Below are 22080 nucleotides of genomic sequence, written 5' to 3'. Positions count from 1 at the left end.
TCAAAGACCTCGGTTTTTCTTTGTTAATTTATTTTCTTCGCTAATTTATGAGTACAACCTTGACCATTCTCATCTCTCTATCTTAATCAGTCTGAATCCCTAAGTGCTTCTGCAAATCTATTGACATACCTTTAACAGTTTCTAATCCTTGTACACCTTGCCAAGAAGTTTCCCCAGTCCAACGAACAGAGGAAAAATTCGCATGTTCGATATTGACACCTTGAAGATTGGCTTTAATGAGATTTGCGGCTGTCAAATCGACATTTCCTAAATCGGCACCTTCCAAATTTGCTCTTTCTAGATTGGCGCCAACTAGATTTGCACAAAATAACCTTGCCTCTTTAAGATTAGCTCCTTCCAAGCCAGCCCCTTCTAATCTTGCAGCAACCAGGGTTGCTTTACTCAAATTCGCATCAAATAATGCTGCCTCTGCTAAGTTTGCTTCATGCAAGTTTGCCTGTTCTAAATTAGCTCCTTCCAAATCGGCTCCAAACAGGCTTGCCCCTGCAAGATCTGCTTCAGCGAGATTTGTCCTAACGAGGTTGGATCCGTCTAGATTTCTGCAAACCAAAATACAGTTTTTTAGATTGAGAAATCCTAAGCATTGAAGAACAAGGCTTCTCTCTTTGAAATGACGATTCATTACTTGACCTTGAACTCTTCCTAGCCAGGTTCCAAAAACCTCTGAAGTCCACTCAATATTCACTATTTCTTGCGTATAGCGAGCACAAGCATTGAGAACTGCTAAAAGAGCTACCTCAGAGTTCTGAGCTTGGCGAGCTTCTTCCGCATAGCAGTCAGGTCTGGGGGTTAAGCACTCCATAGGCATCCCATATTTCAGCATAACCTCAAACAGTTTCGTCAAGCTTTGTTGCCAGTTTGCTACGCTCTCTTCAGGGTGGCGCCGTATCTCATTGCGAATAAATTCTAATAGATAGAAATCTATGTCTGATGGACCACACAGAGTAGCCCAGTAAATTAATGCTTCTTTCTCACCCCAGCCCTTGTTCTTATTCTGTTGATGCTGTGCAAGTTTAGAAGCGATTTCGCCTATTCCTCTAACAATACGTCGGGCTGTCAGGTACTCTCCAAAGCTCTTGTGAGTAAATTCAAATATTTTTTCTTTGCCTAGTGTATTATTCCCTTCGCGAAAGTAGAAGGCTGTCAGCAAACGAATGACCCCTGCTTCGGCCTCTTGTTGAAAAATTTCTAATGGTTTTTTAAGACCACTACGCTCACAATAGATTTTAATTTTCTCAGTCGTTGCTGCACCTCTATCTTGATCATGCCATATCGCAAGAGCAACTTCTTCTAAAATGTAGATAAACTCTTCTAGGTGTAAATCATCTAGTGTGTAGTGTCCTTGCTTGTCAGCCCATTGCCGCTCATAAACATCCTCGAGGAGATTATCATAGATGATATTTAAATCAACTGCTCTAGAAAAGACTAGACGCTTTCGCTCATAAGTCAAAGCCAACAAATAATTGAGCAGAGGCTGGGCGGTAAGTTCGATTAGATTATAACGGTCCAATTCTCGTGGTAAGCCAGTATATTCCTGGCCATTGAGTTCCCCATATTTACGCCACCACGTATGCCGCTGATCCTCGGATAGATGCCCATTATTATCTTTGTACTCTTTGCGTTGTTCTTCTGGTACAAAGTAAGGCAAAAGGTATAGAACTTTCTCCTTGTGACGTACCTTTTTGATAATTGTTTGAATCACTAGATCTCGTCCGCTAATTAGTACTTGAAGTCGAGCCTCATTCTGGTTAAAAGGAGAAACTAGCTCTTGAACTGCGTGCATAAACTGCTGCGTAGCTTCGCTGCTCACCTTGCCTGACATTGAAAACTCATCTAGGCCATCAAAAATAATTAGTAGTCTCTGTTGAGACTCATGATCTTCTGGAGATTTAAGCGGAACTATTTTGTGATAAATCTTAGCCCAAGAATTAATTGCATTTCTCAGCGAGGTCTCCAAAACTAATTTATGAAGAGGTACCCATAAGACTAATAAATGCGTTTTTTCGGCTAAATCAGCAGCTAACATCTTTGTAAAAGACGATTTTCCAGAGCCTAATCCACCACAAATTACACGTATAGTGTCTTCAATATTGGGCTTCTCTAGCCAAGCATGAATTTCTTGGGATAAGTCGACCACTTGCTTTTCTTGAAGTTTGTCCGTTGAGTTGTTATACCTGGACTCTTTGTTCGATGCAGTCCTTGCCTTACAGTTGTAATAGGCTTTAAGTGGCACATACACTTGCTTTAGGCCAAAAGCTCCAAGAAATATGGGTTCCTCAACTTGCTTTTGTAGCCAAGTCTTATACTGTTGCCACGCTTCTTCTTGGACCGCTCCTTTAGTAAAGGGCGTGTCATTACTGAAGAGTACTTCATAATCCCTTGAACGATCTCGCCACTCCTCGTCTAGAGCTATGACAAAAGTTCCTGGCAAACGAGCGCTTATCAATTGGGCTTGAACTGGATCTGCTCCGAAAACTTTTAGCCACTCACTCAAGCTACTCTGTATTTGTGGCAAAATCGATAAATTTTTTGGTTCCTCAAGAAAATTAAGAGTAATTTTAACCTCTGTCGTTTCTAGCAAATGATCAAGGCGTTCGTACAGTTTTGATAATTCTTTATCAGTCAAATTTAAAGGTACTTTTATAAAACCATGATTGTCTTGGATCAGTTTTACAATTGCCCGTTGTAGCGAGCGAAAGATTAGTAACCGTGCCACTTGCTCAAAGCTTAATTTAACTCTTACAGATGCTGCTATATCTACTAAATCTTTAGCTAGAGCGCTCCAGTTTTGAGTTCCGCCATCAATCAAAAATTTGGTCAAAGATTTAAATAAATCTTTGAGGTCTACTCCGAGATCGCGCTTCCAAATAGAAACAGGTTTTTTTATTGAACGGCCATGAAAATTACTGCTCATTGTGACAAGAAATAATAAAATACAAAGCTATTCTCTCTTAGAAGGCTACAAGAGTGATTGTCAAATTCATAAGATTATTTATGTCGCTTGGTAAGCTTATACGGAATACCTCTTCCAGATAATTTGGAAGAGGTATAATAAACTGGAAAATGTATCAATTGAAGCTCTATCAGCGTGAAAAGGAGAACCGCACGGCGCTCTTCTTCTCTATCTTTGAGCTATTGCCACACTTGATCTTGATACTCAGCTTTGCAAGTCTCCAGGATGCGCTGGTCGTTGCTGCTGACGATCTCTAGGGGCTGAAATCCTTCGATGCCGAGGGTGCTGGTGCCGCCTGCGGCGCTGGCGATCGGCTGAGTGCTCTCGAGGGCGATCGCATAGTCGTAGGTTCCCTCGCCGTAGCTATCGACAATCTTCAGCGCCATCTGCTGGCTACCGAGATCTCCGTAGAAGCAGTCAAAAGACGATCGGGGCATATAGAAAGCGCCAACCACCTTTCCTTGACGCGCCTCAAAAACCATATAGGCCTGGCCAATCTGCTCAGGCTCGGCTGACTGGCCGTAGAGATAGATACCGTCTCCCGGCAGCGTCTGGCTGGCTGCGATCGGTTCAGCTTCAGAACCCGCAACCTCTTGAGCAGCAACGGCTCCTCCTATTAAACCAACGAAAAGGAAGGAAGCCGCGATCGCTCCGCTACGCAGTCTCGAAAACCAGTGTGTTGCGGAAAAACTAGATTGGCTGTTCATCGCAGCTTCCTCCTAAAACCAACCGTACTCTCAATAAAGGGATTCACCTTCTGCACCAGGCATTTACGTAAAAGTTACAAACGTTTACAAAATGTTTCCTGATTGAAGCGTCCCTCTTTAGTCTTCGCATGCTGACGGGCTGTTTGCCATCAACCCTATGGAGAGCATTCACTCACTAGCTGGCCAGATACTCTCTTACCAAAGCGCGACGGCGACGCAGATGATCGAGCGCCTGACGCTCCAGTTGACGGACTCGCTCACGGCTGAGATTGAGCCTTTCTCCCACTTTGGCTAGAGAGAGACCGTGGCCGTCTACTAACCCAAAGCGGAGATTCAACACATCTCGCTGCTGCTGAGTCAGCTCAGACATCAGTCCGTCGAGATCGTGGCGCAGAGACTCCTGGGCGGTGTACTGCTCCGGCGACGCGCCCTCATCTTCCAGCAGCTCTTGCAGCTCCGTATCCTGATTGTCTCCCACCCGCACGTCGAGAGAAATCGGCTGGCGAGAGATGGTGAGATATTCGCGAATCTGCTCAGTCTCTAGCTCTAGGGCCTCAGCGATCTCCGCTGGGGTGGCGCTGCGGCCAAACTTCTGCGCCAGCTCTCGCTGGGTGCGCTTGATCTTGTTGAGTTTCTCGGTGATATGGATCGGCAGGCGGATCGTGCGGGCCTGCTGGGCGATCGCCCGGGTGATCGCCTGGCGAATCCACCAGTAGGCGTAGGTCGAGAATTTATAACCCCGAGAGGGATCAAATTTCTCTACCCCGCGCTCTAGGCCGAGGGTTCCTTCCTGAATCAGGTCCAAGAATTCTAGATTGCGCTTTTGATATTTCTTCGCGATCGATACCACCAATCGCAGATTGGCCTCGATCATCTTTTGCTTGGCACGCTGACCTTGCTTGAGCGCCTTGGCCAGATCGGCCTCGCTCAGCTGGACTCCCTCTGCCCACTCTTGCTGGGACGGCTCGCGGCCGAGGGTCTCGGCGATCGCCTCCTGCTTTTGCAGCAGCGCCATCATCTGCTGAACCTGCTTGCCGTAGATGATCTCTTGCTCGTGGGTCAGAAGAGGCACACGACCGATTTCATGCAGATAGGTCCGTACCATGTCAGTATGGAGGGTAGGTCTGTTTTTGTTCTCAACTGTGTTAGCAGAAGTCATCGGTCTGTGTTGGGCTCCGTAAAGCGAGTATTGAGGATGAGTAACGGACGTAGCCAGAGACAAAAGATGGGGCGGGATCAAGGAAGGAACTTGAGACTCTCTGGAAAACAAACAACGTGCGCAACTAAAGGACGGTGGAGCCACCCAACTCACCCTGCGCGCTAGGTCGTTGGGATCATAAATGGACAAATCAGTTGAAGAAAAACAACGTTCAACTGAAGCTGGAACCTCGGGCATCCGGCAAGTTTAGCTCTGCCGTTTGCGAAACGCCACACACTACTGAGGAAGTGGGCTTAGGGGCGGCAGACTGGGTAATCCAGGACTCAGAATCTCCCTTTGGCCTCTAATCCGAAGTCAGTATGAGTTTGTATTTGTATCGTAATACAAATATAGACGTTCGTAAAGACAGAAGGATTCATCCAACAGAGTGATTTAGGCACGAACTAGACTCGCGATAGAGCGCTGTGGAGCGCCCATCTCGGTGAGATGAAGAGAGTAGAAATCACGCGCTTGCTGAGGGGCAAACCCTTGCAGTGCTTGCTGTTTTGGCGGTCCGAAAAAGCAACGATTTGGCCACCTCCCTGAGCCAGAATTACTCAGTACATGATAATTGTGTACTAGTAAAAGAGAATTGAAAAGAGAGTCGCGGGGGTAGATAACCGAACTTTTGGGAGGCCCCGGCAGGGGAGTTTTCCCGCCATCGGGCAGGTGCTGGAGAAGGCGATCGCCTTTCAATGGACACCGAGCTAGGCCCAGATCGGCCGAGCGATCGCGAGTAAACCACCCTCACAGTCTTGATTCAGCGCAAAATGAAGCGTCGGGTTCCCTAGAGGCCCAGATCGGCCTTGGCGGACTCTGCGGCTTTGAGCACTGTGGCGGTGGGTAGCTCCTCCCACATGACATCCCCAATCTCAGCGTAAAACTTCTCGTCGTAGGGCCGCGTCTGTACTACTACGGGCATCGGTACAGCGTGGCCCAGGATCAGCGCCTGCTGCTTGGAGTCGAGCTTGGCCAAGACCGATCGCAGGGCCTGGGATCCCGAGACGCCTGTGAAGATCGCCTCGATATCTTTTTCGTCATTGAGCAGGGCCGTGATACGCGTCCCGATCTGAGACATCACTTCATTGTCGATGCCGGAGGGCCGCTGATCGACCACCAGCAGCGTCACAAAGTATTTGCGCATCTCCCGCGCGATCGTGCCGAAAATGGTCTGGCGCACGGTGCTCGGATCGAGAAAGCGGTGAGCCTCCTCAATGGTGATCACTAGCTGACGGGGGCGATCGCTGGGGTTCTTGGTTTGCAAGAACTTCTCGGACTTTTTCACGTAGGCCTGGTGGATCCGGCGAGCGATCACGTTGGTCGCCAACATATAAGAGAGCATGTTGGACTGGGATCCAAACTCGATCACCACGTTTTTCCCGGCTTCCAACGCATCCAAAATTTGGCCGACGTAATTGTGGGGAGAGCTTTGCTTGAGGTAGCGCAGGTCGTCGAGGCGGGTCAGCTTGCGCTGGAGCGCCATGATCGAGGACTTGCTGCCCATCTTGGTCTCACAAAACTCCTGGATCTCCTGGTTATTCATCGTCAGGAGCCGCGCGATCCAGGCGCGCCCAAACTCGTTGCGCAGAATGATCGCGTTCTCGAGACTGGCCTCGGAGAGATTCAGCTCGTTGCGCACGAGGGCGAGATCTTCGACCTCGATTTGGTCGTAGCTGATATAGAGTTCTTGGGCGTCTCGCACCCCGCGCCGCTTGGTGGATTCGGGGTCAAGCGTATAGATCTGCACCTGGCCGGGGAAAAGCTGGCGCAGACCTTTGACGGTGCTGAAGGTTTTGCCTTCGCGGGCGGCCTCCCAGCCATATTCCGAGTGCATATCAAAGATCAAATTCACGGCGGCCTGCTTGCGAATGATCCCAGACAGCAGGAGCCGGGTGAGAAAGGATTTGCCGGTGCCGGACTTGCCGAAGACGCCGTTGCTGCGCTCGACGAAGCGATCGAGGTCGAGACACACCGGCACGGCCATGTCGATGGGCTCACCGATGGCGAAGTTGCGGCGGTGGGGATCGTCTTCCCAGCCAAAAACCGCCCGAAAGTCGCGATCGCTGGCCTCAAAGACCTGACTAAAGTGGCTGGGGATCGTCTTGACCGGCAGCAGGTCGATCTCGGCGCTGCTTTGCGCCTCGAAGGAAGCGAGCCCGCTGCTGCTCTTGCCGTTTTTGCTGCCGTTGGTTGAGGCGATCGGGGCTTCGCGCGGCGTGAACATCAGCATGGGCGACAGGTTCACGGTGCCGTAGGTCCCGGAGCCCGCCAAGACCTCACGCAAAAAACCGTTGGCGGGATCGGGCGGATTGGCCAAAATGCGGGGGCTGGTGGTGCCCAGCACCACGTCAGTCAGCATGCAGAAAAAGCGCGATCGCGTCCCCTGAACGACAAGAAATTTCCCCACGCGCATCTCCTCCACCGAGACGTCTGCGTGGAGACGCACTTCCAAGCCTTGGCTCAACGAGCCCTGAACAACCGATCCCAGGGGTGTTTCCAGACTCATCGTTTTACCGTGTCTGCTTACCGTGTCTGCCTTTGGCCTATCTTAGGCTGAATTTCACGCTCTGTACTGCTACTGTACTCATCCGGAGCCCATACAGACAGCACCGAAAATTAAAAAGCAGCCCCAATCCAGAGAACGGAGGGGCTGCTGAGCTGCGCAAAAAGCGCTGCCCTAAGAGGTTTTGTGCGGGACAAGGCCCGGAAGAACCTCAGGTTCCCGAGTTTTGATGGTCTGCCGCGCAGTCAGGGTGATCTAGTCGATCACGATGCGCTTGGGAGCGTCGTCGTTGGTGGGCTCGGCAGGGGACAGGGGCGGCTTGCGGTAGTCGTCATAGAGGCGATCGCGCCACGCGAAGAAGCCCGCATACTCTGGGCTGTCGGCTAGACCGGGCACCCCTCGACCCTTGAGGGTTTCAGGAATCCGCAGATACGGCCCTGCGGGAAACTTCAGGTACATGCTCAGGCCCGCCACCGCAAAATCGGCCAGGGTGGGCTGATCGCCGATCAGGTAAGGCCGATCGAGCAGCAGCGCGCTTAGGGATTCGAGGGCTTGCTTGAGCTCTTCCCGGGCGGCCTTGGCGCCGGTGAGGTCATCGAGGGCCCGCAGCGGATCGCCAGGCACCGCGCTGACCAGATTGCGGATGATGTCCGGCGTCGACGACGGCAGCGCCGAGGTGCGGAAGCTGGGATCTTGGCTGAAGGCGGCCAGCATGGCAATGCGCCCCTTGGTGCCGATCACTTCGTCGGCCCAGGACTCCATCATCAGGCACAGCGCCCGATCGCGGGCATCTGTGGGCAGGATAGGGCGATCGGGATACTGGCGCTCGAGATAAAGGGCGATCGCCGTAGAGTCTGCGATCACCTGGGTTCCGTCCTTGAGCACCGGCACCTGGCGCTGTCCCGACATCCGGTACAGGTCAAACTGCCCGAGGCCCGGAGTTACCTCCACCGTCCGATACGCCAACCCTTTGTAGTCCAGGATGAGGCGCACCTTCTCGGAGTAGTGCGACATCTCAAATTGATAAAGCTCCAGCATGGAAATTCGCTCCTGAGATTCTGGTTCAGTGTTGGAAACTCTCCTGGGAGGGATCGTTCGTAACGATTCGCAACACAGGCGCGTCGCCTATGTCAATTCTATGGAAGAGCTGTGAAGTGACGCCTTTTGCTCAGAATAACCAGTTTTTGGGTTCTTCAGCTGCTCTACCTTTTGACATAAATCCCCTTGGTGGGGGGTTGGCATTTTTAGGAAAACTTTATAATGGCAGAGATAAACTTCACAAAACTCAATTTAAGAGTCTTTGTGAGGTCTAAAACGATTCCACTCATCTGAATCAGACTCATTTAAGGAGTTTCCATGACGAAGAAGCAATCCCAGAGCTTCCTCAAGCGTCTAAGTGCGATCGCTGGTGCCGTTGGCCTAGGGACCCTCGCTGTTTCTCCCGCCCTTGCTCAGACCAATCCCAACCCCAGCATCTTTAGCGAACCTCCCTACAACCGAGCTGGCAACAACGCAGGCACCATGATGCCTGGTGATCCTGCCTCCGAAGCAGCCCCTGCGGCTGAGATGGCCCCCTCCTACTCCAAGCCCGCAGAAGATTCCTACTCCGAGCCGATGGCTGCTCCTGAGACCATGCCTGCGGACGACTCCATGATGGAGGCTCCCGAAGACTCCACGATGGAAGCCCCCGAAGACCCCATGATGCAAGACTCCATGATGGAGATGCCTGGGGACTCGACGGAGGCTCCGGCAGAGCCCATGACCGAAGAAGGGATGGCTCCGACCTCGAGCGAAGATCCGGCAGAGCCCACGGCTAATGCTTCTATTGTGGATGTTGCCGCCTCTGCTGGCTCCTTCCAAATCCTGACGGCAGCTTTGGAAGCAACAGGCTTAGCAGAAACCTTGTCTCAAGAAGGTCCTTTCACGGTGTTTGCGCCTACGGATGAGGCGTTTGCCGCATTACCCGAAGGCACCCTTGAGGAGCTGATGAAGCCCGAAAACCGTGAGGTTTTGGCGGCTATCCTGACCTATCACGTGGTTCCCGGCAAGGTGACCTCTGATCAAATTCAGTCGGGCGAAGTCTCGACGGTCCAGGGCAGCACTGTGAACGTTACGGTTGAGGACGGCATGGTGATGGTGGATGACGCTAAGGTGGTGCAGCCTGACATTGAGGCTGGCAATGGCGTGATTCACGTGATTGATAAGGTGATTTTGCCTGAGAGCTAGGCAGACTGTGGTCTCAAAGTTGCCAACTTCTAACTCAGACTGACTCCCACTTGGTGACCCCCCAGCCTATAATCTGGGGGGTTTCTGTTTGCGAGAGCGGCGATCGCACTTTATGTTGAGCCTTTGCATGATCGTGAAGAATGAGGCTACTCGTCTACCGCAGTGTCTTCGGAGCGTCCAGGCGGTGGTCGATGAAATGATCGTGCTAGATACGGGGTCGACAGATGAGACGCCGGCGATCGCCCGTCAGTTTGGGGCGAAGGTGTTTGAAAGCACCTGGCAGCAAGATTTTGCGGCGGCCCGCAATGAGGCCCTCGCTCAGGTGACGGGTGACTGGGTGCTGGTGCTCGATGCGGATGAAACCCTGACGCCAGAGTGCGTTGGAGCGATCCGGCAGGCGATCGCCGTCGAAGATCATTTGGTGGTCAATCTCATTCGCCAAGAGATCGGGGCTGCCCAGTCGCCCTATTCCCTGGTGTCGCGGCTGTTTCGGCGTCACCCAGATCTTTCTTTTTCCCGGCCCTACCACGCCATGATCGATGACAGCGTGATCGATCTGCTGGAGCGTGAGCCCCACTGGCGGGTAGTTTCGCTGCCCCAGGTGGCGATTCTCCACGATGGCTATCAGGCGGCGGCGATCGCGGCCCGAGACAAGTCTGCCCAGGCCGAGGCGGCGATGTCCCGCTTTTTGGAGACCCACCCGACGGACCCCTACGTGTGCAGCAAGCTGGGGGCGCTGTACGTTTCCCAGGGCCGAGTCGAGGAGGGAGTTGCGCTGCTAGAGCAGGGGCTCCAGGCGCCTAATCTGGATGCCAGTTTGCGCTATGAGCTGCACTACCACTTGGGGATCGCGCGCGATCGCCAGCAGAATCTTCAGGCCGCCGCCACCCACTACGCCGCCGCGCTCAAGCAGCCGATCCTGCCCCAGCTGAAGCTGGGCGCCTATCTCAACTTGGGTAATTTGCAGCTAGCGGCGGGCGAGGCGGCGCTGGCCCGAGAAACCTATGAGACGGCGATCGCCGTTGATCCGACGCTGGCCAAGGCCCACTACAACCTGGGGATGGCCCTCAAGGCCCTGGGGCAGCTGTCCGGCGCGATCGCCGCCTACCAGCGGGCGCTGCAGTTTGCGCCGGACTACGCCGAGGCCCACCAAAATCTCGGCGTGGTGCTGCTGAAGCTGGGCCGGGTCCCGGAGAGCCTGCGATCGTTTCAGAGCGCGATCGCCCTCTACGATCAGCGCCAGTCTCCGGAGGGCGATCGCCTGCGTCGGTCCCTCCAGGAGATGGGTTTTTTGTAGAATCCGTCTCAGCGAGACGCTGAGGTCGGGGGATTTTGCACCGCTGTGGCTAGGCCCAACCGCTGCAAGAGGGCGATCGCCCACCAGGTCACGTCGATCTCCCACCAGCGCCAGCCGCACCGAGCCACTTGGGGATAGGCGTGGTGATTGTTGTGCCAGCCTTCGCCGTAGGTGAGCAGGGCTGCCCACCAAAGATTGCGAGAGTTGTCGCGACAGTCAAATGCTCGGCTGCCCCACAGGTGGGTCACCGAATTAATCAGCCAGGTGGTGTGCCACAAAAAGACCGCCCGCACAAAGATGCCGTACACCACAAAAGACCAGCCACCGACAAAGTAGAGCAGCAGCGCTAGGGGAAATTGCAGCCAGAAAAAGTATCGATTGAGCCAGCGGTAGAAGGGATCGCGCGCCAAATCCGGCGCAAAGCGCTGATACTCCTCGTAGTCAAAAAACTGCGATCGCGGATAGAAAATCCACAGGACATGACTCCACCAAAATCCCCGACGCGCAGAATAGGGATCTTTTTGTTCGTCCTCGGTGTAGGCGTGGTGGAGACGATGCCCCGCCACCCAGAAGATCGGCCCACCCTGGAGCGCCAAAGCCCCCAAAAGGGCGATCGATCGCTCCAGCCAGCGCGGCACCCGAAAGCTCCGGTGGCTCAGCAGCCGATGATATCCCAAACAGATCCCAATACTCCCAAACAGCCAGTGCAGGCCGAGCATGACCCCCAGCGCCGACCAAGAGAAAAAGGGAATGGCGAGGAGCGCTAACCCATGGACTGCCGCAAAAAACAGCACCGTTTTCCAGTCCAGCTTCAGCGTTTCGCTCGAATCAAACTCAAGTTGTGGTTTCACTCTCACACCTGTGCAAAATTGCTCACAAATAACTCAAAACTTCTAGACTGCCAGCTGCAAAGTCCAGATCTATCTTTTTTAGACCGCTCGCGAAAACCGCTGTCCAGCCTGATGGCGCAGATAGGCATCAAATACCGCTGCGATATTGCGAATTAGCAGCCGTCCTGGGGGCAAAACCTCGATCTGGCGCTGGTGAATGCGCAGCAAGCCGTCGGCTTCTAGCCTGCGCAGATCGGCCTGCTCCCGCGCAAAATACTCTCCCAAATCCAGATCAAACCCCAAGTGATACTTCTCTTCGATCGCATCTTGGGAGAGCCGGAATTGACACATCAGCTCCATGATGATCGCCCGCCGAATCTGATCATCTCGGGTCAGGGTGACGCCTCTCTCAATGGGAAGCTCGCCCCCGTCCACCGTGCGACAAAAGTCTTTCAGACGCTTGTGATTTTGGACATAGACGTCTTGCAGCATGCTGATAGACGTCATGCCAAACCCCAGCAGATCGGACTCAGGCTGGGTTGTATATCCCTGGAAATTTCGGTGGAGCTGTCCGGCCTCTTGGGCGATCGCCAGCTCGTCCGCTGGCTTGGCAAAATGATCCATGCCGATAAAACGATATCCGCGATCGGTCAGAGACTCGATGGTCATTTGCAGGATCTTGAGCTTTTCTGCGGCGCTGGGCAGCGCCTCCTGGGGAAGTCTTTTCTGGACTGGCTTGAGCCAGGGAACATAGGCAAAATTGAAAACGGCGATCCGGTCTGGATCGAGCTTGGCAGTGCGCTCGATCGTATCGCGAAACGTCTCTACGCTCTGATAGGGCAAGCCATAGATCAGATCCACATTCACACTTTCAAATCCAGCCTCCCGAATCCACTCCATGGCCCGAAACAGCATCTCCTCGGGCTGCACTCGGTTGACGGCGTGCTGTACCTTTGGGTCAAAGTCCTGAATCCCAAAGCTGATCCGATTGAAGCCCAAATTTCGCAGGAAAAAGAGATATTCTCGCGTTAGCAGGCCGGGATAGACTTCGATAGAAATTTCGGCTGAGGGAGCAAGGGTAAATTGATCAACCAAGCTCTGCCACAAAGTCTCTACCTGAGGCAGGGAGAGATAGTTGGGGGTGCCGCCGCCCCAATGGATCTGGTTGACCGTGCGATCGCCGGCTACCTGCGCGGCCACCTGCTGAATATTGCGAATCAGCGCGTCAATGTAGGGCTCTGCTGCCTCCCGGCGTTGAGTAATAACGGTATTGCAGCCGCAGAAATAGCAGGCGCTCTGGCAAAAGGGAATGTGGCAGTACAGCGACAAGGGGGTTTTTCGAAAATTTCCTAGGGCGATCGCCCGCTGAAAGTCTCCTGGGTCAAAGCTCTTTGTCAGTTCTGTGGCTGGCGGATAGCTCGTATAGCGAGGCAGGGGCTGATCGTATTTGCGCAGCAGCGCCGGATCAAATTCAACGGCTTGTAGCAGTTTAGACACCCAATGATTCCTCCAAAATGTTGCTAATAGAAATGCTGATCAAGCGCCGCTCAAGGGTTTTAGTCGACAGCCTTCTGGGCTCTCCTAGGGCGATCGCTGGATCATCTCTCGCATGGGGCAGGCTGCCTTCGGGGCTTGCGATCGCGTGATTAACTCAAAGACCTCTTCTCCGATCGCCATCCGCAGATCTGCTTCTAGGGCCTCCATGAGGTGGCAGTTGAGCGAAAAAGCTGTATTTGCCTCGTCGACAATGCGCTGCGCCGTGCTCTCATCTAGGGGTACCTCGCGCAGGGCTTGACGATAGCGCTCCTTGAAGCTGCGTCGCGCTTCGGGGGTTGGCAGTGTCGCAAACTCGTACAGGTGAGTCCCCTCTTGGGGTGGCAAATTCAGCGCGAGGCGAATGATCGATCTCAGGGCCTGTCCGCCGGAGAGATCGCCCATGTAGCGAGTGTAAGCATGGGCCAAAAGCAAGCTCGGGTCGCTGTCTGAAATGCTTTGGATACGCTCAAGGTAGACCTTGGCCGCTGGGGATGGCTCGACCTCCGATCGCCACCGAAGGCCATAGTAGAAGGCGAGATCCTGGGCTAGACCCTCAGCGCGATGGAGCTCTGGGAAATAGACAGAACCAATCACTGGGTGATGCTGGTGCCGCTGCATCTCTACTTCTAGGGCGCTGTAGACAAAGTAGAGATCAGCGAGAAACTTGCGAAAGACGTTTCGGTCGATCACGCCCTTGAGAAAACATTTCATAAAGGCTGTGCTCTCGGCGGTGGAGTGAGAGGGCTTGGTGCCTTCGCGGAGAGCAACGTCGAGGGAAAGACTCATGTTTGCGGCCTCCTAAGAGAGGTGAAACGCTTTAATCACTTTATGGTTATTAAACATGGTTTTGTCAAGTAAATGATCCAAAGGCGCGATGATTGCTCTGCTCAGGAAGCGATCGCTCTCGCGTTTTCAGGCGATCGCCCCCTTCGTTCACGCTTCAAATCTAAGTAATTGTGCTTTTCGGCGATCGCCCCTCAAAACCTGACGACAGCCCGAACAGCAAAATTTCCGCAAGTTTGTGCTTAAATAGCTATTTAGCGATTAACTGAGAAATTTATCTAATGAGCGTTTATACAGCCGACCAAGAATCTGCCCAAAAGCTCAAGGCCCTTCCCTCGGAAACCGTTCTCACGCCGCGCTTTTACACCACTGATTTTGAAACGGCGGCCAATCTGGATTTATCCGCTCAGGAGACAGAACTCCGGGCCATGCTCAGCGAGATGCAGGCAGACTACAATCGCCATCACTTCCTTCGCGATGAGGCCTTTGAGCAGTCCTGGGAGCACATCGACGGCGAAGCTCGCCGCGCCTTCATTGATTATCTAGAGCGATCGTGTATTTCGGAGTTTTCTGGATTTCTACTGTTCAAAGAACTGGCGCGCAAGCTCAAGCAGCGCAATCCCCTGCTGTCGGAGCTGTTTCACCTCATGGCGCGCGATGAGGCCCGCCACGCAGGCTTCCTCAACAAGGCCATGGGAGACTTTCAGGTGACTCTCGATCTGGCCTATCTCACCAAGCAGCGCACCTATACTTTTTTCCCTTTAGAGTGGGTGCTGTACACCGTCTATCTGTCTGAAAAGATAGGCTACTGGCGCTATATCATCATCTATCGCCACCTTCAGCAGCACCCCGAGAATCAGTTTTATCCGCTGTTTCGATACTTCGAGAGCTGGTGCCAGGACGAAAACCGCCATGGAGATATTTTTAAGGCGCTGCTGCGATCGCAGCCTCAGCTGTGGCAAGGCTGGAAAGCCCGGTTCTGGAGCCGATTCTTCTTGCTCTCTGTGTTTGCCACTCATTCCCTCACGGTCCATGAGCGCGCCAAATTTTACGAAATTCTGGGGCTCGACCCGACTGAATTTGATCGGCAGGTGATCCGGGAAACCAACGCCACAGCCGCGCGGGCTTTCCCGGCGGTTCTCGATACGGAGCATCCTGACTTCTTCCGGCGGCTCCAGCGGTGCGCTGGCTACAACCTACAGATAGCGGCGATCGCCCGCACCGGCCAGCCCCGTTTTCTCAAGCTGCTGCGCAAACTGCCCCTGATCGGCGCGATCGCCTGGAATCTGCTGTGTCTCTACTGTCTGCGGCCCGTGGATGCAGAAGCCTTGCGGGGGACAGTGCGCTGAGAGATCTCTCAGCGCGGCGATCTACTACAGGCCGTGACTATCGCAAAAAATGCGATCGCCAATCCAGATACTCACTTCCCAGGGCCATGAAAAGCACTCGATAAAAGCGTCACAGCACAGGCTGGCGAGACGGCGGGCCCTGGGGTGCTCCGGATCAATGACCACTAGCAGATCCTGGTTGAAAGTCATTACTTTGATCGCGGAGTGATCTGCCACGGTAAAGATAAATTTCTGGACTGGTGTGGCGTTGGTTAGGGCGACTTTGTCGATCATGTTACCGATAAGAGTGAGAGAAGCGGGGGAAGAAGACAAAGAAAATGGAAAAATTTATAAAGAAATTAGAATAGCGTCTCAGTAGATTAAGGGTTCTCAAAGAGCTTTCACATCATCCTTGAGAGAGAATCTGCCCGTGGAAAGCGATTGAATCTCCACGCGCCTCTGCGCCTCTGACTTTTCGAGGAGTCAGAGGCGCAAAAAGGCGATCGCAGCTAGAGGGATGGTGAGCGAGGTGACAAGCGCTGTCTAGAGAATCTCGCTCGCCAGCATCTGGATCAGGCGCGGCGTGCTCGGATCGAAGCCTGCAATGTCCCAGGAGCGAGGATCTTGGGGATCGACCAGAGAGACATTCGAGGGGACCAAGGTGACGTAGACCGCTTTGGCGTTGGGGTTCACCTTGCGGCGGTATTCTGCCAGGGCCTGACTGGGGTGCTGGCGGCCTGCCCAGCTTTCGCAGTCGGTCCAGAAGCAAAATACGTCTACTTTGAGACGCTTGCGGATGGCCCACTCGTAGGCCACGGCTGCGTCGGTTCCGCCAAAGTTTTGGCAGGTGGCCTTGGCGATCGCGCTCTGGAAAGAATCCCGAGCCGTGATCTGAAGATCACGAAAATCCGTTGCAAAGCCGCGAATGACGCAGTTCTCCTCAGCTTTGGCCGTAGCGAGGGCCATGGTCGTGGCGATCTCGCAGCAGGTCAAGCCCATGGAGCTGACGCTGTAGTAGGACATGGAGCCCGAGACGTCCACGGCGTGCAAGAACATTTTTCCCGTGGGGGCCAGCGCCTCGAAGGACAGCGCCAGCGCCCGCTCCAGAATCTCGAGTACCTCCGGCACCGGCTGCCAAGTTTTTTTGCTTCGCCCCAGCTTGCCCCCGGATTGGTAGGTCTTGAGGGCTTTCAGGACGTCGATGGGGTGAATGCGGCCCTTGCGCAGGCGATCGCGACTCGTCAGGACCTGGGCCAAGTGACGCAGATTCTTGCGGTGGCGGGGAGCCAGCACCTCCAGCTCCGTCAGAGAAGCCAGATTTCGCAGCAGGGCGCCGATGGGCATGTCCTGAAACAGAAGCTGCCACGCTTCGGTGTTCATCTGGCCCACCGGCGCGGCCATTTCGTGGGTCAGGCGACCCTGGGCGATCGCCTTCCGGGTTTGCGTAGGGTTGCGCTTGAGCCACTCGTACCACCAGATCTGGCTGAGGGCCGCTGAAGGAGGCTCCGCTGGCAGCGTCTCCCAGCCCTGGATCACCCACTGAAACAGCCGGTCATGGTCAGCGGTCGGCGGCTTCACGTGAAACAACCGCAGGGCATCCCGATGGCGAAAGCCTTGGCGCTGCTGGTATTTCAGCAACTGGTAAGCCAGCTCCCGCACGTCCTCGCGGGCCAGCCACGCTTTCCCCGCCTCGCGCACGACCTTGCCAAATCCCCGCAGACCCTTGGTGTAGCTCAGCCACTCGTAGAAATGGCTGCCGGTGCGCACCACCTGGGGGAATATTTCCTGAAAGGCGCGCTTGGCCTGGGGGCTCTCGCCCATGGACAGCAGCACCAGCGCCAGGATCGGGGCGCTGTTGTTGAGGGCGTGGCCGTCGGAGGCGTAGAGAATTTCCTGAGCGACGCGATCGGGGTCGAGGGCGATCGCCTGGTTGAGCACCGCCACAAACTCCGTCGTCAGCTCGTGCTGGTCGGCGTAAAAGGTGCTCTGGGCCGTCCCAATCAGCAGGCAGCGGCGCAGCACCGACCACGAATCCGCCTGGAACATCCAGCCCCCCGAGCGGCCCTGGACCATCTCGGCTTCGCGGCCCGGAAGTGGCTGATTTTGGGGCGTTTTGCGATTTTTTGACAGGAGAAATTGATAGTTCACGGCAGAACTCCTCGGCCCAATGGGCAATGGGTTGAAACGAATGAGTGAATTGAACAGAGAACGTGAACGAGGGAATGGGAGAGTCTGAACCGTCAGGGCTTGGGCGTCGCTCCTGAAAAGTCGACGAACTCAGAACTCTCACAACCTCTGCAAAATGGTTGGCAGGGTGGGATTTGCACCCACATCTCCCGCTGAAAAGGCGATAACCCTTATTCCTCGGCCCTCACAGGCAAAATTTGAACAGGGAAAAGGCGTTTTGCTGTTAAACCACCTGCCAGTGGTGGTGTAGCGGCGCGGGATTTGCACCCGCATCTCCGGCGATCAAGGGAGAGAATCGATTGTCAGCGATAACCCTCGATCTGCGGCCCTTTCGGGCAATGATGGCGCTCGACTGGTTGAGCTAGCCGCCACAGGCTGGGCGTTGGCGGTCCTCGGGGCGCTTCCCGGTGGGGGTGCGGTGAGGGGCCTTCGCTCGATGACCTTAGAATAGGCGGGGCACCTTCCCCCAGGCGATCGCCCCCAAAAAATCCGGAAACGCCCCAAAATCCTGCGTTGCAGACCTGGGGGAAGGCGAAAATTGGGGGGACTCCCCCAGCTTTGTGCGGCTTTCAGTTTGAGGCAGCAGTGGAAAACCGTGGCACGAGTAAGTTATGGGCCTGAGGTCAAACGGCGATCGCACCAGTTGTTCGGGGCGCTCCTGGACTATGCCAGCGACGAGTTGGACTGTGATGAGCGGGCTTTGGAGACGCTGCGGCCCCAGATCCAGACCCACTGGCAAACGGAGCAGCGGCTGGTGGTCCGCACCAAGCTGCGCTTTTTGGTGACGCTGACCCACTTGGCCGCCGCGCCCCTGAGCGGGCCGCAAATCAAGGAAGCCCTGAGCCGCTGGCAAGACTTTCTCGACATCCTCGAAGACAATCGCCCCCACCGCAGCGGCTCGGAGGTGTGGCACTTTACCCTCAGGCTGTGGCATCCCAGGCGCGATCGCGCCGCGAACCTGCGTCGCTTCGAGGCGGAGTGGGACCAGCGGCGCGCCCAGCGAACGGCTCCAAGGCCTGTCCCGGAGCTGCCGACAGACTGCCAGCTGCCTAGGGAGCCCGTGCCCGAAGGGCTGGACTGGTGGCAGCTTTGCCGCGCCAGCCTGGAGGCTCAGCAGCTACAGCGACTCACCACCAATCTGCTGACCATGAGCGACGGCTTGACCTTTGAGGTGGAAGACCTGTATGTGCCTCTGGGCCTTCTGAAGCGGCAGCACCAGCCCCGCTGGGACGATGATGATGGCACCCGGCGGGATCGGCTGCTGACGGATCTCGAGGAGTCCGAGGCGACCCAGCCTGTGGCGATCGCCGACTTTTTGGCCCAGATGGGGGCTGCGTCGGAGCCCCAGCGCATCGCCATCGTGGGGGAGCCGGGTGCCGGAAAAACGACCCTGCTCCAGCGGGTGGCCCTCTGGCTGCTAGAGCGGCGATCGCTGCCGATCTGGGTTTCCCTGGCCGATTTGCAGGGCGTCTCGCTGGAAACCTACGTGCTCCAGGAGTGGCTGCGCCAGGCGACTCGCTGTTTTCAGGTGGACCCGGCCCACCAGGCGGATCTGGTGGCCCAGGGACGCAGCGGTCGGCTGTGGCTCCTGCTGGATGCGGTGGACGAAATGGCCCTGGACGGCGGCGCTGCCTTGGGGGCGATCGCCCGTCAGCTGCGGGGCTGGATGGCGGACGTTCACATCGTGCTGACCTGCCGCCTGAACGTGTGGGACAGCGGCCACAATCCCCTCGATACCTTCGAAACCTACTGCAACGGGCCGCTGAGCGATGCCCCTGACTCTGGAGAAAGCCTGCGATCGCAGGTGATCGCTCGGTGGTTCCAGGGGCAGCCCGATCTGGGTCAACAGCTCCAGCGCGAACTCGACCGGCCGGAGCGCTGGTCCATCAAGGCCGCCGTCAAAAATCCCCTGAGGCTGGCGCTGCTGTGCCGCTCCTGGTCTCTGCTGCGGGGCAGCTTGCCCAGCACCAAAGCCAGCCTCTACGGCCAGTTTGTCGAGGCTCTCTACGCCTGGAAACAAGACCGCTTTCCCACCGACCCCGCCCAGCGCCACCAGCTCAACCAGGCCCTGGGCCGACTGGCCTTGGCGGCTCTGCGGCGGCCCGATCTGCGGTTTCGGTTGCCGAGCGCCTTTTTGCAGCAGGTGCTGGCAGAGGATTTGGCGCTGCTGCCCCTGGCCCTCCAGCTAGGCTGGCTCAATCAAGTGGGCGTTTCGGCCACCTCTGGCGAAAAAATCTACGCTTTCTATCACCCGACCTTTCAGGAGTACTTTGCGGCCCAGGCGATCGCCGACTGGCGAGATTTTTGGCGGCCCTGTCCGGAGCTGCCGATTTTTAGTCCGGCTTGGCGGGAGGTGATCTTGCTGTGGATGGGCCGCCCGGAGGGGGCGATCGCCGATAAAGAGGCCTTTCTGGCGGCGCTGTGCCAGTTCGAGGACGGCTGCGGCGGCTTCTATGGCGGGCGTGCCCAGCTCCTGGGGGTGGCGGCTCTGGCGGAGTTTCCCCAGGCGGCTCAGGCGAGCGTCTTGTTAGATCAGCTCCTGGAGTGGCGCTTTGGGGGTCAGGCTTGCGAGGGCCGGCGCCAGCCCTATCCGGTGCCGCTGGTGGATGGGGCTCGCAGCGCCCTGTGCCAGACCGATCGGGCGCTGGCGATCGCCGCTCTAGAGGCCTTTTTGGTCCGCACCGACCATCTGTATGCCCGCTGGAATGCCGCCTGCACCCTTGGCAAGACCCTAGACCCGGGAAATGCGCGGGCGATCGCCACCCTAGAGCAGCTCTGCGCCTCTCTGCGCGCCGAACCTCTGCGGTTGCAGATTGCCGACAGTCTGGCCAAGCTCGATCCTGGTAACGCCACGGCCCTGGAGACGCTCCAGCAGCTGCTCACCAGTCCCCAGGGCCGTCTGCGCCGTCGGGCCGCCTACTGCCTGGGCAAGCTGTGGCCGGACCATCCAGCGGCGATCGCCACCCTAGAGACTCTGCTCACCGACGGCGATCGCGCCTTGGCCCTCCAGGCCGCCAAAAGCCTACAGGCTCTAGTTCCCGAGCATCCCCAGGCCCAGACTTTCTTGCTGTCGTCACCGCCCAAATCCTCGGAGCGCGATCGCCCGACCCAGCGCCAGCGGCGATCGCGCCCCCTGTCCGCTGAGGCCGCCCAGCAGCGCAAACTCCAGGCCCTAGAGACCCGCCTCGCCACGGCCCCAGACCCGCACCAGCGCCAGCGGGCCGCGATCCATCTGTGTCGGCTCCAGCCCGGTCACCCGGAGGCCGTGCAAACCCTGCTGGACCTGCTGCGATCGCCCCTGCCCGACCCTCAGACCAAGCGGATTGTCGAAGTTCTGCGCGCCGTCCTCACCCCCGCCCAGATGGCCAGCGCTGTGCAGGTGCTGCGGCCCTGGTTCCCAGAGTCTGGTCCCGCCTACCAACCGGGGCCAGCGGGCGATCGCTACAAGCTCCTGTGGCACTGCGCCCAAAACCTGCCCCACGCTGACTTTCAGCGCGCCTGGGCTGGGGCGAACCCAACCTAGGGCTCGGCGGACCGCCGCTCGGCCACCACCTGATCCACCTGCGATCGCCGGTAGAGCAGCGTGCCGGTCCGCCCTGTCTGCACCGTTAGCTGAGCCGCCTGCAAGACCTGGCGCGCCTGATGGGTCGACAGGTTCAGCAGGGCGGCGGCATCCCGTAGCCGAATCCACTGGCGGCCAAACTTCGCCAGCAGCACCTCATCGGCTTCGTCTCGAATCTCTCCCAGCAGGCGCTCCGCCAGCAGCCAGCAGGCCAGCGCGTCGGCCTCGGCCCGGTGCGATCGCCCCACCCGAAAGCCAAAGTGCTGCACCAGATCCGGCAGCCGCCGCGACGGCAAATCCGACAGCATCAGCCGCGACAGTGCCACCGTACACAGGCGATCGCCCGGCTCCCGCTCAAAGACAATCCCCAGGTCCTCGTACTCGGCCTGCAAGAAGGCATAGTCAAAGCTCAGGTTGTGAGCCGTCAAAACGTGTTCCCGCAGCCGGGGCAAAAACTGCGGCCACACCTGCTCTGAGACCGGCGCTGCGTCTACCATGGCCTGGGAGATGCCGGTGAACTGGGTGATCGCTGCGGGGATGGGCACCTCGGGATTCATGAGCTGGGTGTGCTGGTTTAGGATGCCGTTTTCCAGGCTGGCCTGGAGCACCGAAACCTCTGTGACCCGGCTGGTCCGCGCGCCGTGGCCCGTCGTCTCCAGGTCCACAATGGTCAGCGTCCGCTGACTCAGGGCGCGGTAGTGCTGCAGCAACTGCCCCGAAGACGAGAGGCGATCGCCCCCCAGAGAATCCTGTACCGCCATAGCCCTTCCGCCAACGCAAGATTTCTAGCCTGTTCTAGCATGGCCGCCTCGAAGGGCGATCGCCGCTTTCGGCGGCAAAACTTCGCACTCCCGAGCCTTGCGAGCCCTCCTTGCTTTGGGGGCGCTGTTCCCTGAAACCCAAGCCGTCCTTTTTCAGTGCAGTACGCTCTCAAAAAGCGCTGTAAGCT

15 protein-coding genes and 2 tRNA genes are annotated in these 22080 nt (G+C 56.4%); 4 read left to right on the top strand and 13 right to left on the bottom strand.

Features of this window, described 5'->3' with window-relative positions:
• Window positions 1-82: 82 nt before the first annotated feature.
• The 5 genes from GEI7407_RS09980 to GEI7407_RS09960 form a co-directional block, all read right to left on the bottom strand.
• Window positions 83-2935, bottom strand: coding sequence for a pentapeptide repeat-containing protein (locus GEI7407_RS09980; protein WP_015172030.1), 2853 nt, complete (start codon window positions 2933-2935; stop codon window positions 83-85).
• Between the two features lie 218 nt (window positions 2936-3153).
• A complete protein-coding gene (locus GEI7407_RS09975) occupies window positions 3154-3681 on the bottom strand; it encodes a hypothetical protein (protein ID WP_015172028.1) in 528 nt (175 codons plus the stop codon).
• A 175-nt stretch (window positions 3682-3856) separates the two neighbouring features.
• Complete coding sequence (locus tag GEI7407_RS09970) at window positions 3857-4840, bottom strand: RNA polymerase sigma factor, RpoD/SigA family (RefSeq protein ID WP_015172027.1); 984 nt, start codon at window positions 4838-4840, stop codon at window positions 3857-3859.
• 826 nt (window positions 4841-5666) lie between these two features.
• Complete coding sequence (locus tag GEI7407_RS09965; protein ID WP_015172026.1) at window positions 5667-7385, bottom strand: ATP-binding protein; 1719 nt, start codon at window positions 7383-7385, stop codon at window positions 5667-5669.
• 252 nt (window positions 7386-7637) lie between these two features.
• The gene (locus GEI7407_RS09960) at window positions 7638-8420 is read right to left on the bottom strand and encodes a glutathione S-transferase family protein (RefSeq protein WP_015172025.1); all 783 of its coding nucleotides are present in this window, start codon (window positions 8418-8420) and stop codon (window positions 7638-7640) included.
• Window positions 8421-8738: 318 nt separating this feature from the next.
• Between GEI7407_RS09960 and GEI7407_RS20105 the strand changes: the two genes are divergently transcribed.
• Together GEI7407_RS20105 and GEI7407_RS09950 are read left to right on the top strand one after the other, a co-directional pair.
• Complete coding sequence (locus GEI7407_RS20105; RefSeq protein WP_015172024.1) at window positions 8739-9608, top strand: fasciclin domain-containing protein; 870 nt, start codon at window positions 8739-8741, stop codon at window positions 9606-9608.
• A gap of 127 nt (window positions 9609-9735) precedes the next feature.
• Window positions 9736-10905, top strand: coding sequence for a glycosyltransferase (locus tag GEI7407_RS09950; RefSeq protein WP_015172023.1), 1170 nt, complete (start codon window positions 9736-9738; stop codon window positions 10903-10905).
• Between the two features lie 8 nt (window positions 10906-10913).
• On the opposite strand, the gene GEI7407_RS09945 is transcribed toward GEI7407_RS09950, so the two are convergent.
• The 3 genes from GEI7407_RS09945 to GEI7407_RS09935 all read right to left on the bottom strand — a co-directional run bounded on the left by GEI7407_RS09945 (window position 10914) and on the right by GEI7407_RS09935 (window position 14057).
• Window positions 10914-11756 (bottom strand): fatty acid desaturase, encoded by an 843-nt coding sequence (locus GEI7407_RS09945; protein WP_015172022.1) that lies wholly within the window; start codon window positions 11754-11756, stop codon window positions 10914-10916.
• Between the two features lie 78 nt (window positions 11757-11834).
• Window positions 11835-13232: an oxygen-independent coproporphyrinogen III oxidase gene (gene hemN, locus GEI7407_RS09940; protein ID WP_015172021.1), complete on the bottom strand. Its 1398-nt coding sequence runs from the start codon at window positions 13230-13232 to the stop codon at window positions 11835-11837.
• Between the two features lie 84 nt (window positions 13233-13316).
• Window positions 13317-14057 (bottom strand): heme oxygenase (biliverdin-producing), encoded by a 741-nt coding sequence (locus GEI7407_RS09935; protein WP_015172020.1) that lies wholly within the window; start codon window positions 14055-14057, stop codon window positions 13317-13319.
• A gap of 278 nt (window positions 14058-14335) precedes the next feature.
• On the opposite strand from GEI7407_RS09935, the gene acsF reads away from it, so the two are divergent.
• On the top strand, window positions 14336-15403 hold the full coding sequence (gene acsF, locus GEI7407_RS09930; protein WP_015172019.1) for a magnesium-protoporphyrin IX monomethyl ester (oxidative) cyclase: 1068 nt from the start codon (window positions 14336-14338) through the stop codon (window positions 15401-15403).
• Between the two features lie 24 nt (window positions 15404-15427).
• On the opposite strand, the gene GEI7407_RS09925 is transcribed toward acsF, so the two are convergent.
• The 4 genes from GEI7407_RS09925 to GEI7407_RS21020 form a co-directional block, all read right to left on the bottom strand.
• Window positions 15428-15676, bottom strand: coding sequence for a hypothetical protein (locus GEI7407_RS09925; protein WP_015172018.1), 249 nt, complete (start codon window positions 15674-15676; stop codon window positions 15428-15430).
• Between the two features lie 249 nt (window positions 15677-15925).
• Window positions 15926-17530 (bottom strand): TROVE domain-containing protein, encoded by a 1605-nt coding sequence (locus GEI7407_RS09920; RefSeq protein WP_015172017.1) that lies wholly within the window; start codon window positions 17528-17530, stop codon window positions 15926-15928.
• Between the two features lie 155 nt (window positions 17531-17685).
• A tRNA-OTHER gene (locus tag GEI7407_RS21025) sits at window positions 17686-17807 on the bottom strand.
• A 4-nt stretch (window positions 17808-17811) separates the two neighbouring features.
• Window positions 17812-17941 (bottom strand) — tRNA-OTHER (locus GEI7407_RS21020).
• A 223-nt stretch (window positions 17942-18164) separates the two neighbouring features.
• Here GEI7407_RS21020 and GEI7407_RS09915 point away from each other — a divergent pair.
• Complete coding sequence (locus GEI7407_RS09915; RefSeq protein WP_015172016.1) at window positions 18165-21092, top strand: HEAT repeat domain-containing protein; 2928 nt, start codon at window positions 18165-18167, stop codon at window positions 21090-21092.
• Here GEI7407_RS09915 and GEI7407_RS09910 read toward each other — a convergent pair.
• Window positions 21089-21892: a PolC-type DNA polymerase III gene (locus GEI7407_RS09910; RefSeq protein ID WP_015172015.1), complete on the bottom strand. Its 804-nt coding sequence runs from the start codon at window positions 21890-21892 to the stop codon at window positions 21089-21091. The two genes, GEI7407_RS09915 and GEI7407_RS09910, sit on opposite strands and share 4 nt — an antisense overlap.
• Between the last annotated feature and the right edge of the window lie 188 nt (window positions 21893-22080).

It is taken from the genome of Geitlerinema sp. PCC 7407 (genome assembly GCF_000317045.1).
GTDB lineage: Bacteria > Cyanobacteriota > Cyanobacteriia > PCC-7407 > PCC-7407 > PCC-7407.
The sequence above is the reverse complement of the archived record's forward strand: the minus strand, read 5'-3'. Positions and strand labels throughout refer to the sequence as shown.

What these genes read in the sequence shown, in the direction of transcription:
- GEI7407_RS09980 (WP_015172030.1), bottom strand. Translation starts at nt 2,935, where the DNA reads ATGAGCAGTAATTTTCATGGCCGTTCAATAAAAAAACCTGTTTCTATT.
- GEI7407_RS09975 (WP_015172028.1), bottom strand. Translation starts at nt 3,681, where the DNA reads ATGAACAGCCAATCTAGTTTTTCCGCAACACACTGGTTTTCGAGACTG.
- GEI7407_RS09970 (WP_015172027.1), bottom strand. Translation starts at nt 4,840, where the DNA reads ATGACTTCTGCTAACACAGTTGAGAACAAAAACAGACCTACCCTCCAT.
- GEI7407_RS09965 (WP_015172026.1), bottom strand. Translation starts at nt 7,385, where the DNA reads ATGAGTCTGGAAACACCCCTGGGATCGGTTGTTCAGGGCTCGTTGAGC.
- GEI7407_RS09960 (WP_015172025.1), bottom strand. Translation starts at nt 8,420, where the DNA reads ATGCTGGAGCTTTATCAATTTGAGATGTCGCACTACTCCGAGAAGGTG.
- GEI7407_RS20105 (WP_015172024.1), top strand. Translation starts at nt 8,739, where the DNA reads ATGACGAAGAAGCAATCCCAGAGCTTCCTCAAGCGTCTAAGTGCGATC.
- GEI7407_RS09950 (WP_015172023.1), top strand. Translation starts at nt 9,736, where the DNA reads ATGATCGTGAAGAATGAGGCTACTCGTCTACCGCAGTGTCTTCGGAGC.
- GEI7407_RS09935 (WP_015172020.1), bottom strand. Translation starts at nt 14,057, where the DNA reads ATGAGTCTTTCCCTCGACGTTGCTCTCCGCGAAGGCACCAAGCCCTCT.
- acsF (WP_015172019.1), top strand. Translation starts at nt 14,336, where the DNA reads ATGAGCGTTTATACAGCCGACCAAGAATCTGCCCAAAAGCTCAAGGCC.
- GEI7407_RS09925 (WP_015172018.1), bottom strand. Translation starts at nt 15,676, where the DNA reads ATGATCGACAAAGTCGCCCTAACCAACGCCACACCAGTCCAGAAATTT.
- GEI7407_RS09910 (WP_015172015.1), bottom strand. Translation starts at nt 21,892, where the DNA reads ATGGCGGTACAGGATTCTCTGGGGGGCGATCGCCTCTCGTCTTCGGGG.